At 70.7% G+C, this 18663-nt stretch carries 20 protein-coding genes; 15 read left to right on the top strand and 5 right to left on the bottom strand.

Features of this window, described 5'->3' with window-relative positions; translation table 11 throughout:
* The first annotated feature begins 74 nt into the window (after nt 1-74).
* Nucleotides 75-377 (top strand): hypothetical protein, encoded by a 303-nt coding sequence (locus tag AB0D04_RS17290; RefSeq protein WP_362703620.1) that lies wholly within the window; start codon nt 75-77, stop codon nt 375-377.
* A 73-nt stretch (nt 378-450) separates the two neighbouring features.
* A complete protein-coding gene (locus tag AB0D04_RS17285) occupies nt 451-1902 on the top strand; it encodes an NAD(P)/FAD-dependent oxidoreductase (protein WP_362703618.1) in 1452 nt (483 codons plus the stop codon).
* 12 nt (nt 1903-1914) lie between these two features.
* On the opposite strand, the gene AB0D04_RS17280 is transcribed toward AB0D04_RS17285, so the two are convergent.
* Nucleotides 1915-2391: an SsgA family sporulation/cell division regulator gene (locus AB0D04_RS17280; RefSeq protein WP_362703615.1), complete on the bottom strand. Its 477-nt coding sequence runs from the start codon at nt 2389-2391 to the stop codon at nt 1915-1917.
* A gap of 239 nt (nt 2392-2630) precedes the next feature.
* On the opposite strand from AB0D04_RS17280, the gene AB0D04_RS17275 reads away from it, so the two are divergent.
* Together AB0D04_RS17275 and AB0D04_RS17270 are read left to right on the top strand one after the other, a co-directional pair.
* Nucleotides 2631-4205: an RDD family protein gene (locus AB0D04_RS17275; RefSeq protein ID WP_362703613.1), complete on the top strand. Its 1575-nt coding sequence runs from the start codon at nt 2631-2633 to the stop codon at nt 4203-4205.
* 151 nt (nt 4206-4356) lie between these two features.
* Nucleotides 4357-5049 (top strand): RDD family protein, encoded by a 693-nt coding sequence (locus AB0D04_RS17270; RefSeq protein ID WP_362703610.1) that lies wholly within the window; start codon nt 4357-4359, stop codon nt 5047-5049.
* 16 nt (nt 5050-5065) lie between these two features.
* Here the strand turns inward: AB0D04_RS17270 and AB0D04_RS17265 are convergent, their stop codons facing one another.
* Nucleotides 5066-5350 carry a hypothetical protein gene (locus AB0D04_RS17265; protein ID WP_362703607.1) on the bottom strand — a complete coding sequence of 95 codons (285 nt, stop codon included), beginning with the start codon at nt 5348-5350 and terminating at the stop codon, nt 5066-5068.
* Between the two features lie 431 nt (nt 5351-5781).
* Here AB0D04_RS17265 and AB0D04_RS17260 point away from each other — a divergent pair, with 431 nt between their 5' ends.
* Both AB0D04_RS17260 and AB0D04_RS17255 read left to right on the top strand, forming a co-directional pair.
* Nucleotides 5782-8181: an immune inhibitor A domain-containing protein gene (locus tag AB0D04_RS17260; RefSeq protein WP_362703605.1), complete on the top strand. Its 2400-nt coding sequence runs from the start codon at nt 5782-5784 to the stop codon at nt 8179-8181.
* Nucleotides 8182-8303: 122 nt separating this feature from the next.
* Nucleotides 8304-8684: a hypothetical protein gene (locus tag AB0D04_RS17255; protein WP_362703685.1), complete on the top strand. Its 381-nt coding sequence runs from the start codon at nt 8304-8306 to the stop codon at nt 8682-8684.
* Between the two features lie 64 nt (nt 8685-8748).
* Here AB0D04_RS17255 and AB0D04_RS17250 read toward each other — a convergent pair whose 3' ends face one another.
* Together AB0D04_RS17250 and AB0D04_RS17245 are read right to left on the bottom strand one after the other, a co-directional pair.
* On the bottom strand, nt 8749-9345 hold the full coding sequence (locus AB0D04_RS17250) for an isochorismatase family protein (protein ID WP_362703602.1): 597 nt from the start codon (nt 9343-9345) through the stop codon (nt 8749-8751).
* A gap of 198 nt (nt 9346-9543) precedes the next feature.
* Entirely contained in the window at nt 9544-10872 is a 1329-nt protein-coding gene (locus AB0D04_RS17245; protein ID WP_362703600.1) for a nicotinate phosphoribosyltransferase, read from the bottom strand.
* Nucleotides 10873-10980: 108 nt separating this feature from the next.
* On the opposite strand from AB0D04_RS17245, the gene clpS reads away from it, so the two are divergent.
* From clpS to AB0D04_RS17200, 9 genes are all read left to right on the top strand, one after another.
* The gene (gene clpS, locus AB0D04_RS17240) at nt 10981-11292 is read left to right on the top strand and encodes an ATP-dependent Clp protease adapter ClpS (protein ID WP_362703597.1); all 312 of its coding nucleotides are present in this window, start codon (nt 10981-10983) and stop codon (nt 11290-11292) included.
* Nucleotides 11292-11882, top strand: a complete 591-nt coding sequence (locus AB0D04_RS17235) for a DUF2017 domain-containing protein (protein ID WP_362703594.1) — start codon at nt 11292-11294, stop codon at nt 11880-11882. The genes clpS and AB0D04_RS17235 overlap by 1 nt, the downstream gene beginning before the upstream one ends.
* Nucleotides 11883-12243: 361 nt before the next feature.
* Entirely contained in the window at nt 12244-13674 is a 1431-nt protein-coding gene (locus AB0D04_RS17230) for an amino acid permease (protein ID WP_362703593.1), read from the top strand.
* An 80-nt stretch (nt 13675-13754) separates the two neighbouring features.
* Nucleotides 13755-14180: a M67 family metallopeptidase gene (locus AB0D04_RS17225; protein WP_362703592.1), complete on the top strand. Its 426-nt coding sequence runs from the start codon at nt 13755-13757 to the stop codon at nt 14178-14180.
* Nucleotides 14181-14287: 107 nt separating this feature from the next.
* The gene (locus AB0D04_RS17220) at nt 14288-14461 is read left to right on the top strand and encodes a putative leader peptide (RefSeq protein ID WP_107426016.1); all 174 of its coding nucleotides are present in this window, start codon (nt 14288-14290) and stop codon (nt 14459-14461) included.
* A gap of 135 nt (nt 14462-14596) precedes the next feature.
* On the top strand, nt 14597-14875 hold the full coding sequence (locus tag AB0D04_RS17215) for a MoaD/ThiS family protein (protein WP_362703590.1): 279 nt from the start codon (nt 14597-14599) through the stop codon (nt 14873-14875).
* 2 nt (nt 14876-14877) lie between these two features.
* A complete protein-coding gene (locus AB0D04_RS17210) occupies nt 14878-15828 on the top strand; it encodes a cysteine synthase (RefSeq protein ID WP_362703588.1) in 951 nt (316 codons plus the stop codon).
* A gap of 197 nt (nt 15829-16025) precedes the next feature.
* A complete protein-coding gene (locus tag AB0D04_RS17205) occupies nt 16026-16163 on the top strand; it encodes a hypothetical protein (RefSeq protein WP_362703587.1) in 138 nt (45 codons plus the stop codon).
* Nucleotides 16164-16455: 292 nt separating this feature from the next.
* Nucleotides 16456-17208, top strand: coding sequence for an MBL fold metallo-hydrolase (locus AB0D04_RS17200; RefSeq protein ID WP_362703586.1), 753 nt, complete (start codon nt 16456-16458; stop codon nt 17206-17208).
* A 75-nt stretch (nt 17209-17283) separates the two neighbouring features.
* Here AB0D04_RS17200 and AB0D04_RS17195 read toward each other — a convergent pair whose 3' ends face one another.
* Complete coding sequence (locus tag AB0D04_RS17195) at nt 17284-18555, bottom strand: PTS transporter subunit EIIC (protein ID WP_362703585.1); 1272 nt, start codon at nt 18553-18555, stop codon at nt 17284-17286.
* Nucleotides 18556-18663: the final 108 nt, after the last annotated feature.

Raw genomic sequence — 18663 nt, 5'->3', positions numbered from 1 at the left:
GGACGGCCGGCGGCGGCAGGAGCGGCGGGCAGCAGCCCGGCACAGCTCTCGCACCGCTTCTGTAGGATTCCGCTGTGGAATCCCTCATCCCCGGAATAGCCCTCGTCGTGCTCGCCATCGGCATGGTCGCCTCGGCCACCGACCGCCGCTCCAAGGCCGTGGACCGCCGGCTCCAGCGCCTGGAGCGCAAGGTCGACCTGCTGCTGGAGCACCACCGTGTCGAGGACCCGGCCGACCCGGTCGGCAACGCCGCCTTCAAGGAGATCGACGAGCTGCTGGCCCAGGGCAAGACCATCCACGCGATCAAGGTGTACCGCGAACTGACCGGCGCCGGGCTCGCCGAGGCCAAGGAAGCGGTCGAACGCCGGATGCGCTGACGGCCCGCCGGGCCGAGGATGGCTCCAAGGGCCCGCCGGGCCGTCCCGCCCACGCACGGAGAGCGACGAGCCGATGGCAGCCACCGAAGCGACCCGAGCCGGCGAAGCCGCCGACGCGACCTACGACGTCCTGGTGCTGGGGGCAGGGCCCACCGGCGAGAACGTCGCCGACCGCGCCCACGCCGCCGGACTGAGCGTGGCCATCGTGGAGAGCGAACTGGTCGGCGGCGAATGCTCCTACTGGGCCTGTATGCCCAGCAAGGCCCTGCTGCGCCCGGTCACCGCCCGCTCCGAGGCGCGCCGCGTCCCCGGCCTCGCCGACGCGGCGGCCGGCCCCCTCGACGCACCCGCCGTCCTCGCCCACCGCGATGCCTTCGCCTCGTACTGGAAGGACGACGGGCAGGTCCGCTGGCTGGAGTCGGCCGGTATCGATCTCGTACGGGGGCATGGCCGGCTGGCCGGCCCCCGCCGGGTGTCCGTCGACGGCCGGATCCTCGGCGCGCGGCACGCGGTCGCGGTGTGCACCGGCAGCCGCCCGGTCCTCCCTGCCATCCCCGGACTGGCCGACGCCAAGCCCTGGACCAGCCGCAACGCCACCAGCGCCAAGACCGTGCCGGGCCGCCTCGTGGTCGTCGGCGGCGGCGTCGTGGGCGTGGAGATGGCCACCGCCTGGCGGGCCCTGGGCGCCTCGGTGACGCTCCTCGTCCGCGGCGACGGACTGCTGCCCCGTATGGAGCCGTTCGCCGGGCACCTCGTCGCCGAATCGCTCGCCGAGGCGGGCGTGTTCCTGCGGACGGGGGTCGAAGTCACCGAGGTCCGCCGTGAGGCACCCGGCGGCCCCGTGACCGTCCTCCTGGACAGCGGCGACGAGATCATCGCCGACGAACTGCTCATCGCCACCGGCCGCGCCCCGCGCACCGACGACCTGGGCCTGGGCACCATCGGCCTCGAACCCGGCTCCTGGCTCCAGGTCGACGACAGCTGCCGGGTGAGTGACGTACCGGGCGACTGGCTCTACGGCGTCGGCGACGTCAACCACCGCGCCCTCCTGACCCACCAGGGCAAATACCAGGCCCGCATCGCCGGCGCCGCCATCGTCGCCCGCGCCCGCAAGGTCCCCCTCCTCGACCACGGCCCCTGGGGCGCCCACGCCGCCACCGCCGACACCGCCGCCGTCCCCCAGGTCGTCTTCAGCGACCCCGAAGCCGCCTCCGTCGGCCCGACCGCCGCCGAGGCCGAACGCGCCGGCCACCGCATCCGCGTCATCGACCAGAACCTGGGCGCCGTCGCCGGCGCCTCCCTGTACGCCGACGGCTACCGCGGCCGCGCCCGCATCATCGTCGACCTGGACCGCGAGGTCCTGCTCGGCGCCACCTTCGTCGGCCCCGGCGTCGGCGAACTCCTCCACTCGGCAACGGTCGCCGTCGTCGCCGAGGTCCCCGTCGAGCGGCTCTGGCACGCGGTGCCCGCCTACCCGACGATCAGCGAGGTGTGGCTGCGGCTGCTGGAGGCGTACCGGGGCTGAACCCGGCACCCGCTACGCCCCCGCCTCGGGAAACTCCTCCGACACCCACGCATCGCCCCGCCCCGCCTCGTCCCGCGGCGCCATGGCCAGCAGTTCGCTCAGCCCTTTGTCGATGCCCAGATGCCCCTGCTCGGAGCCGGGCGGCACCACCCGCAGGGTCCGCTCCAGCCACGCCGAGACCGCCGCGGCCGAGGCCTCCAGCAGCGCATCGCCGTCCGGCGAGGTCAGCGCCATACAGACCAGGCTGCGGCCGGCCGACTTCATGGGCCACACCCGCACATCCCCCTGGCCGCACGGCCGGAAGACGCCCTCGACGAGCAGTTCGCGGGCGAACGTCCAGTGGACGGGCTCATCCGATCCGACGTGAAAGGTGACATGGACGGCATAGGGGTCATCGGTCCGGTACGTCAGCCGGGCCGGCACCGGAATGCTGCGCTCCGGCGACAGGACCAGACCCAGTTCGAGTTCTCGTTCCACCACGGTGTGCATTGCGCGTTCGCCTCTCTTCGCTCCCTGTACGGGTCCGGTACGGCACCCGTACAGGGAGAGAGGCGCCATCCGCCGGACGCTTACACGACTTCGCACAACTTTTTTCGCGGGCCTCTTCCAGGTGGTCGTGGGCGGGCATCCGTACCGCTGCACCCCGGGGTCTGATAGATGTGGACGCCGCGTTGCGGCAGACTGCACCCCACACCCACCAGGCCGAGCACAGATACGGGACTTCGGACATGAGCGCCCCTACCTCAGGATCCGCCGGCGGCAGCCCTACGCCAGGCTTCTACCCGGACCCGTCCATTCCCGGCTACATCCGGTACTGGAACGGTGCCGCATGGGTGCCGGGCACCAGCCGGCCGGCCCCGGCCGAGGGCGAGGCGATGCCCGCACCGCCGCCCGGCGTGGCCCCCGCGCCGCCCGCCGTCGAGGAGACCGGCCCGGTCTTCTTCGACGAGGACACCGGCGGCGCCTCCGTACCGGCCGTACGCCAGAGCAGTGAGCTCGCGGCCGAGCCCGCCGTCGCGAGCTGGGACGACCCCGCGCGGCTGCACGGCACGAGCCCGGAACCGGCCTCCGCCTGGCAGGCCGACGCCTCCCGGCAGAGCGGCTTCGGCGCCGAGAGCGACCACCGGGTCTCCTGGGGTTCCCCCGAGTCCGGCCAGGCTCCCGCCGGTACGCCCTCCGGCGGGGCCTCCTGGGCCGCGGTGCCGCCCCAGCGGGACCAGGGCGCCCCGGAGTCCGGCGACCAGCCCGCCGCGCCCGAGGCACCCGCCGACGGGACGGTCGCCATCCGCGCCGTCAAGCCGGGCGGCCGCGGGACCGCCGCCGACCAGGGCACCACCGCGATCCGCGCCGTCAAGCCGGGCCGCGGGGCCCCCGCCGACCAGGGCACCACCGCGATCCGTGCGGTACGGCCGGACGCGGGAAACCCCGGCGGCCGCGGAAACCCCGCCGGCCCCGGCACCCCCGCCAAGGGCAACGAGACCATGGCGTTCCGCCTGCCGCCGGGCGGCGCCGCGCCGTCCGCCGCTCCGGGGAACGCCGCCCCGCAGGCCCTGCCGTCCGTCGGCCGCCAGCAGGGCGCCCCCCAGCAGAACGTCCCGCAGCAGAACGCCCCCCAGCACGGCGGACCGGCCCAGCAGCCGCCCGCCCAGCAGGGATTCCCCGGCCAGGGCCTGCCCCCGCAGGCGTCCGCCCCGCCCGCCGGCTTCCCGCCGCAGGGCGGCGCCGCACCCGGTGCCGACGGCGTCATCCCCTGGAAGCCGCCGGCCGCCGATGTCTTCTTCGCGGCCGCGCAGGCGGCCGAGGGGCGCCCGGCCGGACTGGGCCGCCGCCTCGCCGCCCGGCTGATCGACTCCGCGGTGATCGGCGCGGTCACCGCCGCCGTGGCCGTCCCCCTGTGGGGCACCGTCACGGACCACCTCGACGCCAAGGTGGAGGCGGCCAAGCAGTCCGGCCGCCAGGTGACGGTCTATCTGCTCGACGGCACCACCACCCCGGTCTTCGCCGCCGTGCTGGCCGTCCTGCTCATCGGCGGCGGCCTCTACGAGATCCTGCCGACCCTCAAGTGGGGCCGCACCCTCGGCAAGAAGGTGTGCGGGGTGCGGGTGCTGGACATCGAGGGCCATGACACCCCGACCCTCGGCGCGGCCGTCAAGCGCTGGTGCGTCTACAGCGTGCTGGGCGTCCTGGCGATCGGGATCCTCAACGCCGTCTGGTGCGTGTTCGACAGGCCCTGGCGGCAGTGCTGGCACGACAAGATCGCGCGGACCTTCGTGGCCACGGACGCGGCGGACGACTCGGACTGACGGAGCCTCACCCGCCCGCCGTCGCCCGCCACCACCCGCGTCCGGCGAACGGACGCGCCCCCGTGGCCCGTCCGAGGTCTGTTCACGGCGGGCGTCCCCCGAACGGACTTCGCCGGATGCGGCGGGCCGCCCAAGAAGGTCGACTCGGGCCATGAGCAGCGATCAGCCTCCCGGCCCCGGCTCCGGCGAACCGCCGGAGAACGATCCGTTCCGGAAGAAACCATCGGAGCCGCAGGAGCCGCTGGAAGGCGGCGGCCCCTACAACGGCTCTCCGCACTACGGTGCGCCCCGCGACGCCGGTACGGCCGGCCAGGGCGGCGGCCCGCAGTCCGGGAGTCCGTACGCCGACAACCCGTACGGCGGCGAGTACGGCGCGGCCGACCCGCTGGCCGGGATGCCGCCGCTGGCCAACCGCGGCTTCCGGCTCCTCGCGCGGATCATCGATGCGCTCCTCATCGGTGTACCGGTCAGCCTGATCATGAACGTGATCGTCGGCTGGGTGGACTACACCAGCACCAGCAGCGTCGAGACCGGCAAACAGGCGACCGTCTCGGGCGTCACGATGCTGGCGTATCTCCTCTACGAGGGGCTGATGCTCACCAGCCGCGGCCAGACCGTCGGCAAAATGGCGATGAAGATCCGGGTCGGCATGCTCGCGAACGGCGCGGTGCCGGCCGGCCAGGCGGGCTGGATCCGGGCCGCGGTCTATACGCTGCCGCTGGTCATCCCGTGCTGCGGTTTCGTCTTCTGGCTGGTCAACGTCCTGTGGTGCACCTGGGACAAGCCGTATCAGCAGTGTCTGCACGACAAGGCCGCCAAGACCGTGGTGGTCTCGACGGCCTGAGGGCAGCGGTGTCCGCTCAGCTCGAGTGCTCGCTGATACGGGCCTCGACCGGCGTCGGCAGCGCACGCAGCGGAGCGGGCGCATCCGGCGCCCCGGCCCGTACGGCGGGGCGGCGTACCACCCGCGACATGCCCGGCATCGGGACCGTCATGGCGACCAGAAGGCCGAGCCCGAGCCCGGCGAGGGCGATGACCGCGACCCCGATTCCGGTGCCCGTCTGCGACAGCAGCAGCATCGCGAGAGTGGAGAGAAAGACGGTGGCCGAACCGTAGACGAGCTGTGCGGCGGTCGGACGAGGCATGGCGGAATCCGTCCTCGGAGGGTCGGCAGGAGGTGGAGGTCAAGGGCGCGCCATCACACGAGCCTACGGTTCTTACTGCCCGAGCGGAACGACAAGTAAGCGTGACCTAACCCACGGGACCGAAGCGCAAGGGGGCGCACGGAGTTGCCCGGGGTTTACGCGAGGAGCCGGAAGGACGGGCGTCGGGCCTGGCCGGGGTGGGGGCGCATGTCTGTGAGGCATATGCACCAACGAGCGGAGGAGAGACGCACGATGACCGGAACGACTCCCCGTGCGGCCGCGCCGCCCCGCCGTCCGGTGTCCGATAGCCACAACTTGCGGACCGGTTAACGTACTTCTCGTATATGGGCAAGTCAAGATCTGTCTTTTTCACCGCGCTTCCGGTCGAATGCCCTCGAACAGTGACCGCTCGAAGGGGAGGACAGCGCCAAGTGAGAGACCACAGAGGGGTGTTCAGACCGGCCGCCCTGGCCACGGCAGTCGCCGCGATCGGGGCGGCCGTTCTGTCTTCCGGGGTGGCCGCGGCCGGCACACCGGGACCGCAGCCGCCGACGCGCGCCACCAGGAACCACGACCCGGCCCCCGAACGGGCCGTCGACCACGACCTCAAGGGCCCGTTCAGCGACAAGCAGGCGGCCCGGCGCAAGGAGGCACTCGAACAGGTCCTGTCCGGCCGCGCCCGCCCGGCCGAACGCGGCGGCTCCAAGGTCGTCCAACTGGAGCGCGGCACCTACGTCGAACTCGCCCGGCAGAAGACCGACAAGATCTTCACGATCCTCGTGGACTTCGGCGACACGGTCGACGACACCACGATGTTCGACCCGGACGGCGACGGCCCCCAGCCGCCGGTGAAGAAGTACGGCGGCGAGCCCGGTCCTGCGCACAACCGGATAGCCGAGCCGGACCGCAGCAAGGACAACAGCACGGCCTGGCAGAAGGACTTCAGCCGACGGCACTTCCAGGACCTCTACTTCTCGCACGACAAGAAGAAGCAGTCGCTGGCCAAGTACTACGAGAGGCAGTCCTCGGGCCGCTACTCCGTCGAGGGCGAGGTCTCCGACTGGGTCAAGGTCGACGCGAACGAGGCCCGCTACGGCTCCAACTACTGCGGCCAGACCAACTGCGCCAACGCCTGGGACCTGATCCGCGACGGCGTCAACCAGTGGGCCAAGGACCAGAAGGCCAAGGGCCGCACCGACGCCGAGATCAGGACGGACCTCGCCAAGTACGACCGGTGGGACCGCTACGACCACGACGGCGACGGCAACTTCAACGAGCCCGACGGCTATATCGACCACTTCCAGATCGTGCACGCCGGCGAGGACGAGTCCGCGGGCGGCGGCGCCCAGAAGACCAACGCCATCTGGGCGCACCGCTGGTACGCGTACGGCACCGACGCCGGCAAAACCGGACCCGGCGAGAACAAGGCCGGCGGCACGCAGATCGGCGACACCGGCATCTGGGTCGGCGACTACACCATGCAGCCGGAGAACGGCGGACTCGGCGTCTTCGCCCACGAATACGGCCATGACCTGGGCCTTCCGGACGAGTACGACACCACCGGCGCCGGCGAGTCCGCCGTGGACTTCTGGTCGTTGATGTCGGCCGGCTCCTGGCTGGGCACCGGCAAGCACGCCATCGGCGACCGGCCCGGCGACATGAGCGCCTGGGACAAGCTCCAGCTGGGCTGGCTCACGTACGGCAAGGCGAAGGCCGCGACCAAGTCCCGCCACGTACTGGGCGTCGCCGAGTACCACACCCGCCACAAGCAGGCCGTGGTCGTCGAACTGCCCGCCAAGCCGGTGACGACCGAGATCGTCCGGCCCGCCGAAGGCACCCGCCAGTGGTGGAGCGGCATGGGCAACGACCTCAAGAACACCCTCGCCCGGCCCGTGGACCTGACCGGCAAGTCCAAGGCGTCCCTGAACCTCAAGGGCTGGTGGGACATCGAGAAGGACTACGACTACCTCTACGCCGAGGTCTCCACCGACGGCGGCAAGGACTGGACGCCCCTCGACGGCACCGCGGGCGGCAAGGCCATCCCCCGCGACGGCGGCGACAAGCCCGCCCTGACCGGCACCGTCACCGCCTACCAGGACCTCGTCTACCCGCTGGACGCCTACGCGGGCAAGAAGATCGACGTCCGCTTCCGCTACCAGACCGACGGCGGCGCCGCCCAGAAGGGCTTCGCGGCCGACAGCCTGAGCGTGGTCGCCGACGGCACACCGCTGTTCACCGACAACGCCGAGGACGGCGACAACGGCTGGTCCGCCAACGGCTTTTCGCGCGTCGGCGAGTCCTTCACCAAGGACTACCCGCAGTACTACATCGTCGAGAACCGCCAGTACGTGTCGTACGACAAGACCCTCAGGTCCGGCCCGTACAACTTCGGCTGGACCACGGCCAAGCCGGGCTGGGTCGAGCACTTCCCGTACCAGAACGGCGTGTTGATCTGGCTCTGGGACACCTCGCAGCCGGACAACAACGTCGGCAAGCACCCCGGCCACGGCCAGATCCTCCCCGTCGACGCGCACCCCAAGGCCGAGCGGTGGGCCGACGGCAAGCTGATGCGCAACCGCTTCCAGTCGTACGACTCGACCTTCACCCGCTACCGGACCGACGCGCTCACCCTCCACAAGGACGGCAAGAAGGCGAAGATCAAGTCCAAGCGCGGCGTGACGCTCTTCGACGACCGGCACGGTGACTACTACGACGAGGCGAACCCGACCGGCGGCGTGATCGTTCCTGACACCAACACCCGGATCAAGATCGCCAAGGAGGGCGAGGACGGCTCCTGGGTGACGCTCCGAGTGGGCCCCGCAGGTAAGTAAACGGTAAAACCCCAGGTCAGAGGCGAATTGGCCGTTACCCCTTGGCGGGTGGCGGCCGTTCGCGTTTAGATGCGTCCTACGAGTTCCTTGTTGACGCGAAGTCTCACGGGGGAGATATGACAATGACCGGCGGCGGCTTCATCAGGCTTCCAGGCGGAAGCGTGGTGGTCGCCCTCTCGCTGCCCAGACCGCCTCACGGCGCGCTCTCGGGCCCGTACGACTGCGGCTGCCGCGTACGGGTCCTGGTCCACGCCGCAAACCGCCCGCGCGCCCTGACCAGGCTGCGCAACCACGGACTGCGGGCCGTCTACCTCCGCGGCAATTCCGTGCCACCGACCCAGGACGAGGTCACGGCCGTACTCCACCACCCGGACGGCCTGGTCTGGCGCGCGGCCCCGGAGGACGATACGGAGTCGTGGCATCCGATACGGGCCCTGCTCCGGGCGCCGACGGCGGAGCTCAGCGGTTCCGGGACGGCAGAACTCAGCGGTTCCGGGGTGTGAGGGGGCGCGGGCCGCGGGGTGCGGGCGGGCCGGCGTGCGCGGACGGGCCGCCCCGCAGGGGCGGTCAGCCGCCGCCGACCACCGGCTTGCCGGTCAGCTCCGCGCCCGCCGCCCGCAGCTCCTCCAGTGCCCGCTCGGTGGTCTCCGCGGCCACACCTGCGGTCAGATCCAGCAGGACGTGAGTGCGCAGCCCGGCGCCGAGCGCGTCCAGGGCGGTGGCGCGCACGCAGTGGTCGGTGGCGATACCGACCACGTCCACCTCGGTGACCGCCCGCTCGCGCAGCCAGTCCGCCAGCGCGGTGCCGTTCTCGTCCGCACCCTCGAAACCGCTGTACGCGGCGGTGTAGGCGCCCTTGTCGAAGACCGCGTCGACGGCACCCGAGGCGACGGCCGGCGCGAAATTCGGATGGAAGCCGCTTCCCTCGGTGCCCGCCACACAGTGCACCGGCCAGGAGTGGACGTAGTCGGGGCGGTCGGAGAAGTGGTCACCCGGGTCGATGTGATGGTCCCGGGTGGCCACCACGTGCCGGTAACAGCCGCCGGCGGCCTGCCCCACCAGATCGGTGATGGCCGCCGCGACATCCGCACCTCCCGTCACCGCGAGGCTGCCGCCCTCGCAGAAGTCGTTCTGCACATCAACGACGATCAATGCCCGGTGCATGGTGCGTGCCTTCCGGCTGGGAATCGGGGGAGGGGCGCGGAGTGATGGTGTGACCGAGGGTAGCCACTCGACGCGGATTACGGGAGTGGGTGACCGCACCGCTGCGCGGCACCCGCACCCGGCGGAGCGGCTACCCCCGCCGGCCCCGAACGGCTTACCCCCGCCGGCCCCGGACGCTCACACGTACGGGACGACGCTTCACGCGTACTCGGTGGGAATGACCGCCTCGCCGCGCGAGAGCTGGGTCGCCGAGAGCGGCAGCCCGGCGCGGGCGGTGATGTGCCGCTCGCGGGCGGTGTCCAGCGGCTCGCGGGCCACCACCTCGCCCCCGCGCACCAACGGCACCAGCAGCTGCCGGTCGGCCAGCGCGTCCGGCACCGGCCCGGTGCCCAGGACCTCGGCCTCCGCCACCCCGTCCTCGTCCAGCCGCCGGGCCGCCCACTTGCGGCCGCCCACGGACACCTTGCCGCCCACCGACTTCTTCGCCACCGGCCGCAGCGGGGCGTCCGGCGCATCGCTGTCGGCGCGGGCGACCAGTTTGTAGACCATCGAGCAGGTCGGGTGGCCGCTGCCGGTCACCAGCTGGGTGCCGACGCCGTACGCGTCCACGGGGGCGGCGGCCAGCGAGGCGATGGCGTACTCGTCCAGATCGCTGGTCACCACGATCCTGGTCTTCTTGGCGCCGAGTTCGTCGAGCTGGTGGCGCACCCGGTGGGCGACCAGCAGCAGGTCGCCGGAGTCGATCCGTACGGCGCCCAGGCCCGGTCCCGCCACCTCCACGGCCGTGCGGACCGCCTCGGTGACGTCGAAGGTGTCCACCAGCAGCGTGGTGCCGCGGCCCAGGGTGTCCACCTGGGCGGTGAAGGCGTCCCGCTCGTTGTCGTGCAGCAGGGTGAAGGCGTGCGCGCTGGTGCCGACGGTGGGGATGTTGTAGCGGAAGCCGGCCGCCAGGTCCGAGGTGGTGTCGAAGCCGCCGACGTACGCGGCGCGGGCCGCGGCCACCGCCGACAGCTCGTGGGTGCGGCGGGCGCCCATCTCCACCAGCGGCCGGCCGCCGGCCGCCACCGCCATCCGGGAGGCCGCCGCGGCCACCGCCGAATCGTGGTTGAGGATCGAGAGGATCACCGTCTCCAGGAGGACCGCCTCGGCGAAGGTGCCCTCGACCCGCATGATCGGCGAGCCGGGGAAGTAGACCTCGCCCTCCGGGTAGCCCCAGATGTCCCCGCGGAAGCGGTAGTCGGCCAGCCATGCGAGCGTCGGCTCGTCCAGGATGCCGCGCTCGCGCAGAAAGCCGAGGATGGTCTCGTCGAAGCGGAAGTTCTCCACCGCGTCCAGCACCCGCCCGGTGCCGGCGACCACGCCGTAGCGGCGGCCCTCGGGCAGCCGGCGGGTGAAGACCTCGAAGACGGAGCGGCGGTCCGCGGTTCCGGCCCGCAACGCGGCCTGCAGCATGGTGAGTTCGTACTGGTCGGTGAAGAGCGCAGTCGACGGCACGGCCACCGGCAGCCCCAGGTCTGCTGTGTTCATGGGAGCGATGCTACCCCCATTACTCGTCACTTTGACGATTTCACTGGCGGGTGCCCGACGCGACCCGCCCGAGGGGTGTTTGTGCGCCGCCCGCCCCCGGGTGGCAGCATGGGGCGTGTGAGTGTCCCAGTGGAGATCGAGCGTCCCGAGTCGAGCGAGGCACCGTTCGAGGTTCCCGAACCCGACGTCCCATGGGTGACGATCGTCCACAACGACCCCGTGAACCTCATGAGCTATGTCTCGTACGTCTTCCAGTCGTACTTCGGCTACTCCAAGGACAAGGCCCATCAGCTGATGCTCGACGTTCATCACAAGGGCCGCGCGGTCGTCTCCAGCGGCAGCCGCGAGGAAATGGAGCGCGACGTGCAGGCGATGCACGGCTACGGCCTGTGGGCGACCCTTCAGCAGGACCGCCGCTGATGGCCGGCCACTTCGAGCCCCTGCCCGACGGCGGTGCCGCCGTCGCCCTCGACGAGGTCGAGATCTCCATCCTGCGCAGCCTCGCCGTCCAGCTGATGGAACTGATCGGCCCGGGGGACGAGAGCGACGAGTCCGAGGACCCGCTCGCCTCGATCTTCAACGACGGCCCCAGCGAGCCGCCCGCCGACCCGGTCCTGGCCCGCCTCTTCCCCGACGCCTACGGCGGCCCCGACCTCGTCCCCGACGACGACGTCCGCGCCGCGGCCGCCGAATTCCGCCGCTACACCGAGAACGACATGCGCACCCGCAAGCGCGAGGACGCGCTCGCGCTGGTCCGCGCGCTGGACGCACTGAGCCCCGGCATCGACCAGGGCGCGGTGCTGCGCCTGAAGCCCGACGAGTGCCGCCGGTGGCTCGGCGCCCTCAACGACCTCCGGCTCGCCATCGGCACCCGCCTGGAGGTCACCGACGAGGAGGACGGCGGCGAACTCCTGCGGCTGCCCGACACCGACCCGCGCAAGCCGATGGTGATGGCCTACCTCTGGCTGGGCGGGCTGCAGGAGACCCTGGTCGAGTCGTTGACGGGGTGAGGGCGTGACGCCATCGGTGTCGATGGCGGAAATGCGGCGGCATATCCGCCCGTATCACCCCGGATGTTTGCCCAGTGTTCGCTCAGCGGATGCTCAAATCCGGATAACGATCGCGTCACCTGGCGGGTGCGCCTTGCGGCACCTCTTGCCCTTTGTCCCCATTTTTCTGTGAACTGGCCCACGCCGAGAGTAGTTGATCTCCGTAGGACCGTGATAAATGTTCACGACCTGCCGCGCGTGACGCCACCCCTGTCGCCGCGGGAGCGCTAGCCGGCCGACCGTCGGCGAAACAGGACTCCATCCGGGGGATCGGGACCCGATCCGGACAGACCGGGTCGGTATGGAGAAAGGCGCACCACTCATGACCTCTGTGCAGGTCGACAAGCAGCACGACGGCAACGAGGCCGCTGAAAATGCTCCCGAAGAGGGCTATCAGCGGGGTCTGGGAAACCGCCAGATCCAGATGATTGCCATTGGTGGCGCCATCGGCACCGGCCTGTTCCTCGGAGCAGGCAAGGCAATCTCCATGGCCGGGCCGAGCATCATCCTTGCCTATGCCATCGTCGGGCTGGTCATCTTCTTCATCATGCGGGCCCTGGGCGAACTGCTCATGTACCGGCCCGTCTCCGGCTCCTTCTCCGAGTACGGCCGGGAATTCCTGGGCCCGTTCATCGGTTTCGTGACCGGCTGGACCTACTGGCTTTTCTGGGTCGTCACCGGCATCACGGAAGTGACCGCCGCGGCCACCTATGTGCAGTACTGGAACGAGGGCATACCGCAATGGGCCTCGGCACTGGTCTTCACCGTCGCGCTCTTCGGTATCAACCTGATCTCCGTAAAGCTCTTCGGTGAGCTGGAATTCTGGTTCTCGATGGTCAAGGTCACCGCGATCATCGGCATGATCCTGATCGGCCTCGGCGTGATCACCCTCGGCTTCTCCGACGCCGGTGACACCGCCTCCTTCTCGCTCCTGTGGTCCGACGGCGGCTTCTTCCCCAAGGGCATCGGCGGCACGCTGATGACGCTGCAGATCGTGATGTTCGCCTTCCTCGCCGTCGAGCTCGTCGGCGTCACCGCGGGCGAGGCGACCAACCCGAAGAAGGTCCTGCCCAAGGCCATCAACACCGTGCCGTGGCGGATCGGCCTCTTCTACATCGGTGCGCTCATCATCATCCTGTCGGTCGTCAGCTGGACGGCCTTCAAGCCGGGTGTCAGCCCGTTCGTCGCCGCCTTCCAGCAGATCGGCCTGCCGGCCGGCGCGGGCATCGTGAACTTCGTCGTGCTGACCGCCGCGCTGTCCTCCGCCAACTCCGGTATGTACTCCACCGGCCGGATGCTGCGTGACCTCGCCCTCAACGGGCAGGGCCCGAAGTTCTTCACCAAGCTCAGCAAGAACGGCCTGCCCACCTGGGGCACCGGCGTCTCGGTCGCGATGATGCTGTTCGGTGTGTACATCAACTACCAGTGGCCGGGCGAGGCGTTCAACTACGTCGTCTCGTTCGCGACCATCTCCGGTATGTGGGCCTGGATCGTCATCCTCGCCTCGCAGCTGCGCTACCGGACCCTTGCGAACCGCGGCGTCCTGCCGGAGTCCGAGTTCAAGGCTCCCGGCGCCCCCTACACCTCGATCTTCGCGCTGGCCTTCATCGGCATGGTGATCGTGATGATGGGCATCGACCCCGCTGCCCGGATCTCGCTCTACGCGGCCCCGGTGTGGGCGCTCATCCTGGGCGTCGGCTACCTGGCCATCAAGCGCCGGGACGCGGCGGCCGCCCTGGCCAAGAAGGACTGAGCCAGGCCGTTCTGTCCAGCATGCGGGCCCGCACGTACCACTCTTCGGTACGTGCGGGCCCCTTGCTTATCCTTGGCCGCATGCTGACCCTCACCAAGGCCCTCTACGACCAGATCGTCGAGCACGCCCGCCAGGACCACCCCGACGAGGCCTGCGGCGTGGTCGCGGGGCCGGCCGGCAGTGGCCGCCCCGAGCGGTTCATCCCGATGCTGAACGCCGCCCGGTCGCCCACGTTCTACGAATTCGACTCCTCCGACCTGCTCCGGCTCTACCGCGAGATGGACGACCGGGACGAGGAGCCGGTGATCATCTACCACTCGCACACCGCCACCGAGGCCTACCCCTCACGCACCGACCTCTCGTACGCCAACGAGCCCGGCGCCCACTATGTCCTGGTTTCCACTGCCGACACCGACGACGCCGGACCCTTCCAGTTCCGCTCGTTCCGGATCGTCGAGGGCGCGGTCACCGAGGAAGACGTCGAGGTCGTGGCGGCTTACTCCTGAGCGGCCGCGGGGCCCGTTCATGATCGCGTCCCACCTGCTGTACACCGATCGTCCGCATCATGGGACGAGGTTCCAATACCCGGACCGGGAATCGATACGATGACCGCATGGTTGACCACGACGTGAGCGAGAAGAGGCCGGGCATGCTGCTGCTCGCTCCGCTCGCCACGCGTCGCTCCGCATCTGCCCTGCTGGGCGCGTTCGGCTGCGGAGCCGCACGGCTGCACGTCGATCTGTGCCGCCTTTCCAGCGCGATCTGTCCGCGCTGCGCTGCCGCCTGACCCGGCACACCCCGTCCGGGCGGCCCGCCCGGCACCCCCGCACCTCCCGCGTCACCCGACGCCCCCGGCACACGCCGTACCGCCGTGCACCCGGGACGCACAGCACCCGCCACTCACTCCGACTGGAGCACTCCCATGGCCATCGAGGTCCGAATCCCGACCATCCTGCGCACCTACACCGACGGCGAGAAGGCCGTGAAGGGCAGCGGCGACACCCTCGCCGACCTCTTCACCGACCTGGAGACCCGGCACTCCGGAATCCGCGAGCGCCTGGTCGACGGCGAGCAGCTGCGCCGCTTTGTGAACGTCTACCTCAACGACGAGGACGTGCGCTTCCTCGAGGGCATCTCCACCAAGCTGGCCGACGGCGACAGCGTCACGATCCTCCCGGCCGTCGCCGGCGGAATGGTCTGACAGTGCGGTACGACTCCCCGCTGGCGGCGGTCGGGAACACCCCTCTCGTCCGCCTCCCGCGCCTCTCGCCCTCCGACGACGTCCGCATCTGGGCCAAGCTGGAGGACCGCAACCCCACGGGCTCGGTCAAGGACCGGCCCGCGCTGCACATGGTCGAGCAGGCCGAGAAGGACGGCCGGCTCACCCCCGGCTGCACGATCCTCGAGCCGACCAGCGGCAACACCGGCATCTCGCTCGCCATGGCGGCCAAGCTCAAGGGCTACCGCATCGTGTGCGTCATGCCGGAGAACACCTCCTCCGAGCGCCGCGAACTGCTCGCCATGTGGGGCGCCGAGATCATTTCCTCGCCCGCGGCCGGCGGCTCCAACACCGCCGTCCGCGTTGCCAAGGAGCTGGCCGCCGAGCACCCCGACTGGGTCATGCTCTACCAGTACGGCAACCCCGACAACGCGGGTGCGCACTACGCCACCACCGGCCCGGAGATCCTCGCCGACCTCCCCTCCGTCACCCACTTCGTGGCGGGCCTGGGCACCACCGGCACCCTGATGGGCGTCGGCCGCTATCTGCGCGAGCACGTCCCCGGCGTCCAGATCGTCGCCGCCGAGCCCCGCTACGACGACGTCGTCTACGGGCTGCGCAACCTCGACGAGGGCTTCATCCCCGAGCTCTACGACGAGTCCGTCCTGACCACCCGCTTCTCGGTCGGCTCCGCGGACGCGGTCCGCCGCACCCGCGAACTCCTCGCCGAGGAAGGCATCTTCGCGGGTGTCTCCACCGGCGCGGCCCTGCACGCCGCCATCGGCGTCGGCAAGAAGGCGGTACGGGCCGGACAGGCCGCCGACATCGTCTTCGTCGTGGCCGACGGCGGCTGGAAATACCTCTCGACCGGCGTCTACACCGCCGAATCGACCGAGGCCGCGATCGCTGCGCTGCAGGGTCAGCTCTGGGCCTAGCCGGCGTTCTGGGCGGCCGCCGCACGGTGTGCGGGCGGCCGCCGGCTGTTTCTCCCGGCCGGCGCCGGGAGATCCCCCGGCCCCTCGCCGCCGTGGCGGCGGGGTCCTTCTCCGGCCGCCACGGCAGGTTCCCGGTGTGCCCCGTGGAACACATGTCCGCCATCGCGGCGATCGCACCGTGCGGTGAGAATCCAGGCATGTCCGCCGACAGTGACCACGGCGGGTGCGGGGTCGCCTCGGAGGGTCCGTCCGCGGCGGCGCTGACGGCCGGTGAGCGCCGAGCGCGCCCCCGCAGGAGCGTTCCCCGGCGCCGCGACGCCGCGCCGCAGCGGTGAGGAATCGAAGACCGGAGAAACCGGGACGTACGGCCCCACCCGGACTGGTGATTCCGCCCACAGCTCGCCCCGCCGGAGGCGCCACAGGACCCTTTGCGCCTTACGCTCGGGGGCACCGCACAGACCACCCATGACCCGGCACATACCGGCAACGACCCGCCGAGACACCCGCATGGACCCGTCCCCGAGCTCTCAACGGCTCCCCCAAGCTCTCGACCTCGCGAGCAGAAGGACCCGATGAGCAGGGGAGCCCCCGATCCCGCCGCCCCCGCCCACGGAGGTTCACGCCCGCATGAAGCTCACTGTCGTCGGATGCTCGGGGTCGTTCCCTTCCACGGAATCGGCCTGCTCGAGCTACCTCCTGGAGGCCGACGGCTTCAGGCTGCTCATCGACATGGGCAATGGCGCCCTTGGCGAGATGCAGCGCCACATCGGTCTCTACGACCTGGACGCCGTACTGCTGTCGCATCTGCACGCCGACCACTGCATCGACCTGTGCGGCTATTTCGTCGTGCGCTACTACCGCCCGGACGGCGGCCGTTGTGCGCCGATGCCGGTCTACGGGCCGGCCGGCACCGAGCGCCGGCTGACCGTCGCGCACGCCGATCTGCCGTACGACGGTGCGATGAGCGAGGTCTTCGACTTCCGTACGCTCACGCCCGGCACCCAGGCCATCGGGCCGTTCACGATCCGTACGGAACGGGTCAGCCACCCGGTGGAGGCGTTCGGCTTCCGCATCGAGAACGGCGGCCGGTCCCTGACGTACTCCGGCGACACCGGCCCCTGCGACGCGCTGGACACCCTCGCCGCGGGCACCGACTTCTTCCTGTGCGAGGCGTCCTTCACCCACGGCAAGGAAGAAATCCCGGACCTGCACCTCAACGGCCGCGAGGCCGGCGAACACGCCCGCCGCGCCGGCGCCGGCCGCCTGGTCCTGACCCACATCCCCCCGTGGACCGACCCGGACATCAACATCCGCGATGCGCAGAAGGTGTACGACGGCCCGGTTGAGGTCGCCAAGGCGGGCGCGGTGTACGAGATCTGAACCCGCCCGGCAACAGCGGCCGCCCTCGTGCTGACACGAGGGCGGCCGCCGCTGTTCCGGTGGAGCAGGCGCGTGCTACGCCGCCACCTTCTCCTTCTCCTTTTCCTGCACGTCCTCTTCCGGTTCGCGTCCCGGCGTCGGCAGGTTGAACTTGATGATGGCGAACCGGAAGATCGCGTAGTAGGCGACGGCAAAGCACAGGCCGACCAGCACCAGCAGCCACGGCTTGGTCGCGATCCCGAGGTTGAGTACGAAGTCGATGGCGCCGGCCGAGAAGCCGAACCCGTCCTTCATGCCCAGCGCCCAGGTCAGGGCCATGGACACACCGGTGAGCACCGCGTGGATCGCGTACAGCACCGGCGCGATGAACATGAAGGTGAACTCGATGGGCTCGGTCACGCCGGTCACGAAGGCGGTCAGCGCGAGCGAGACCATCATGCCGCCCACGACCTTGCGCCGCTCGGGACGGGCACAGTGTGTGATGGCCAGGCAGGCGGCGGGCAGCGCGAACATCATGATCGGGAAGAAGCCGGTGAGGAACTGGCCGGCGCTCGGGTCCTTGGCCAGGAAGCGCGCGATGTCACCGTGCTTGCCCGCAAAGTCGCCCGCCTGGAGCCACGGGAACGAGTTGAGCAGGTGGTGCATGCCGACCGGGATCAGCGCCCGGTTGGCCACGCCGAAGATGCCGGCGCCCACGGCGCCCGAACCGACCAGCCATTCACCGAAGTTGTGCAGGACCGTACCGAGGACCGGCCAGATGTATCCGAAGGCGATGCCGATGAGCAGGCCGGCGAACGAGGCAAGGATGGGGACCAGGCGCCGGCCGCTGAAGAACCCGAGCCAGTCGGGCAGCTTCTTGCGGCTGTAGCGCTGGTAGAGCAGGGCGACCACGATGCCGATCACCACGCCGCCGAGGACGCCGGCGTTCACCGGCGGCGCCACCTGGACTATCTTCCCGTCGACGACCTGGGGGACCTTGGGCAGATTGCTGTCGGTGAAGGTGCCCAGCACCTTGCTGAAGACCAGGTAGCCGACGACGGCCGCGAGTGCCGTCGAGCCGTCCGCCTTCTTGGCGAAGCCGATGGCGATGCCGACCGCGAACAGCAGGGGCATGTTGTCGAGCAGGGCGCCGCCGCCCGCCGCCATGAACTCGGCGAGCTTGTTCAAGAAGGCGGGAAACCCTTCCCGGCCGAGCAGGTCCGGCTGGCCGAGGCGGACCATCAGCGCGGCGGCGGGCAGGGTGGCGATCGGCAGCATGAGGCTGCGGCCGATGCGCTGACCCACTGCCATGGCTGCGGAGCCGCGGCTCTTCTTGCCGGGATCCGCCTTCGCGGTGGCCGAACTCATCGGATTCCTCCTGGTGAGGCGGGCACTCGGAAGAGGGGGACGGCCCGCTGGTTGGTCTACCCTGGTCCTGGTCTCGACCTTGGTCTACACCTTGGTCTACACCACTGG

The sequence above is a fragment of the Streptomyces sp. NPDC048483 genome (assembly GCF_040651455.1).
GTDB lineage: Bacteria > Actinomycetota > Actinomycetes > Streptomycetales > Streptomycetaceae > Streptomyces.
Note: the sequence above shows the minus strand (reverse complement) of the source record. Positions and strands in the feature narration are given on the sequence as shown.

Bases quoted from the DNA above. Each gene is read 5' to 3' on its own strand.
- AB0D04_RS17275 (WP_362703613.1), top strand. From the start codon at position 2,631: ATGAGCGCCCCTACCTCAGGATCCGCCGGCGGCAGCCCTACGCCAGGC.
- AB0D04_RS17280 (WP_362703615.1), bottom strand. From the start codon at position 2,391: ATGCACACCGTGGTGGAACGAGAACTCGAACTGGGTCTGGTCCTGTCG.
- AB0D04_RS17235 (WP_362703594.1), top strand. From the start codon at position 11,292: ATGGCCGGCCACTTCGAGCCCCTGCCCGACGGCGGTGCCGCCGTCGCC.
- AB0D04_RS17225 (WP_362703592.1), top strand. From the start codon at position 13,755: ATGCTGACCCTCACCAAGGCCCTCTACGACCAGATCGTCGAGCACGCC.
- AB0D04_RS17230 (WP_362703593.1), top strand. From the start codon at position 12,244: ATGACCTCTGTGCAGGTCGACAAGCAGCACGACGGCAACGAGGCCGCT.
- AB0D04_RS17265 (WP_362703607.1), bottom strand. From the start codon at position 5,350: ATGCCTCGTCCGACCGCCGCACAGCTCGTCTACGGTTCGGCCACCGTC.
- clpS (WP_362703597.1), top strand. From the start codon at position 10,981: ATGGGGCGTGTGAGTGTCCCAGTGGAGATCGAGCGTCCCGAGTCGAGC.
- AB0D04_RS17220 (WP_107426016.1), top strand. From the start codon at position 14,288: ATGGTTGACCACGACGTGAGCGAGAAGAGGCCGGGCATGCTGCTGCTC.
- AB0D04_RS17215 (WP_362703590.1), top strand. From the start codon at position 14,597: ATGGCCATCGAGGTCCGAATCCCGACCATCCTGCGCACCTACACCGAC.
- AB0D04_RS17245 (WP_362703600.1), bottom strand. From the start codon at position 10,872: ATGAACACAGCAGACCTGGGGCTGCCGGTGGCCGTGCCGTCGACTGCG.
- AB0D04_RS17250 (WP_362703602.1), bottom strand. From the start codon at position 9,345: ATGCACCGGGCATTGATCGTCGTTGATGTGCAGAACGACTTCTGCGAG.
- AB0D04_RS17270 (WP_362703610.1), top strand. From the start codon at position 4,357: ATGAGCAGCGATCAGCCTCCCGGCCCCGGCTCCGGCGAACCGCCGGAG.
- AB0D04_RS17205 (WP_362703587.1), top strand. From the start codon at position 16,026: ATGTCCGCCGACAGTGACCACGGCGGGTGCGGGGTCGCCTCGGAGGGT.
- AB0D04_RS17255 (WP_362703685.1), top strand. From the start codon at position 8,304: ATGACCGGCGGCGGCTTCATCAGGCTTCCAGGCGGAAGCGTGGTGGTC.
- AB0D04_RS17195 (WP_362703585.1), bottom strand. From the start codon at position 18,555: ATGAGTTCGGCCACCGCGAAGGCGGATCCCGGCAAGAAGAGCCGCGGC.
- AB0D04_RS17285 (WP_362703618.1), top strand. From the start codon at position 451: ATGGCAGCCACCGAAGCGACCCGAGCCGGCGAAGCCGCCGACGCGACC.
- AB0D04_RS17200 (WP_362703586.1), top strand. From the start codon at position 16,456: ATGAAGCTCACTGTCGTCGGATGCTCGGGGTCGTTCCCTTCCACGGAA.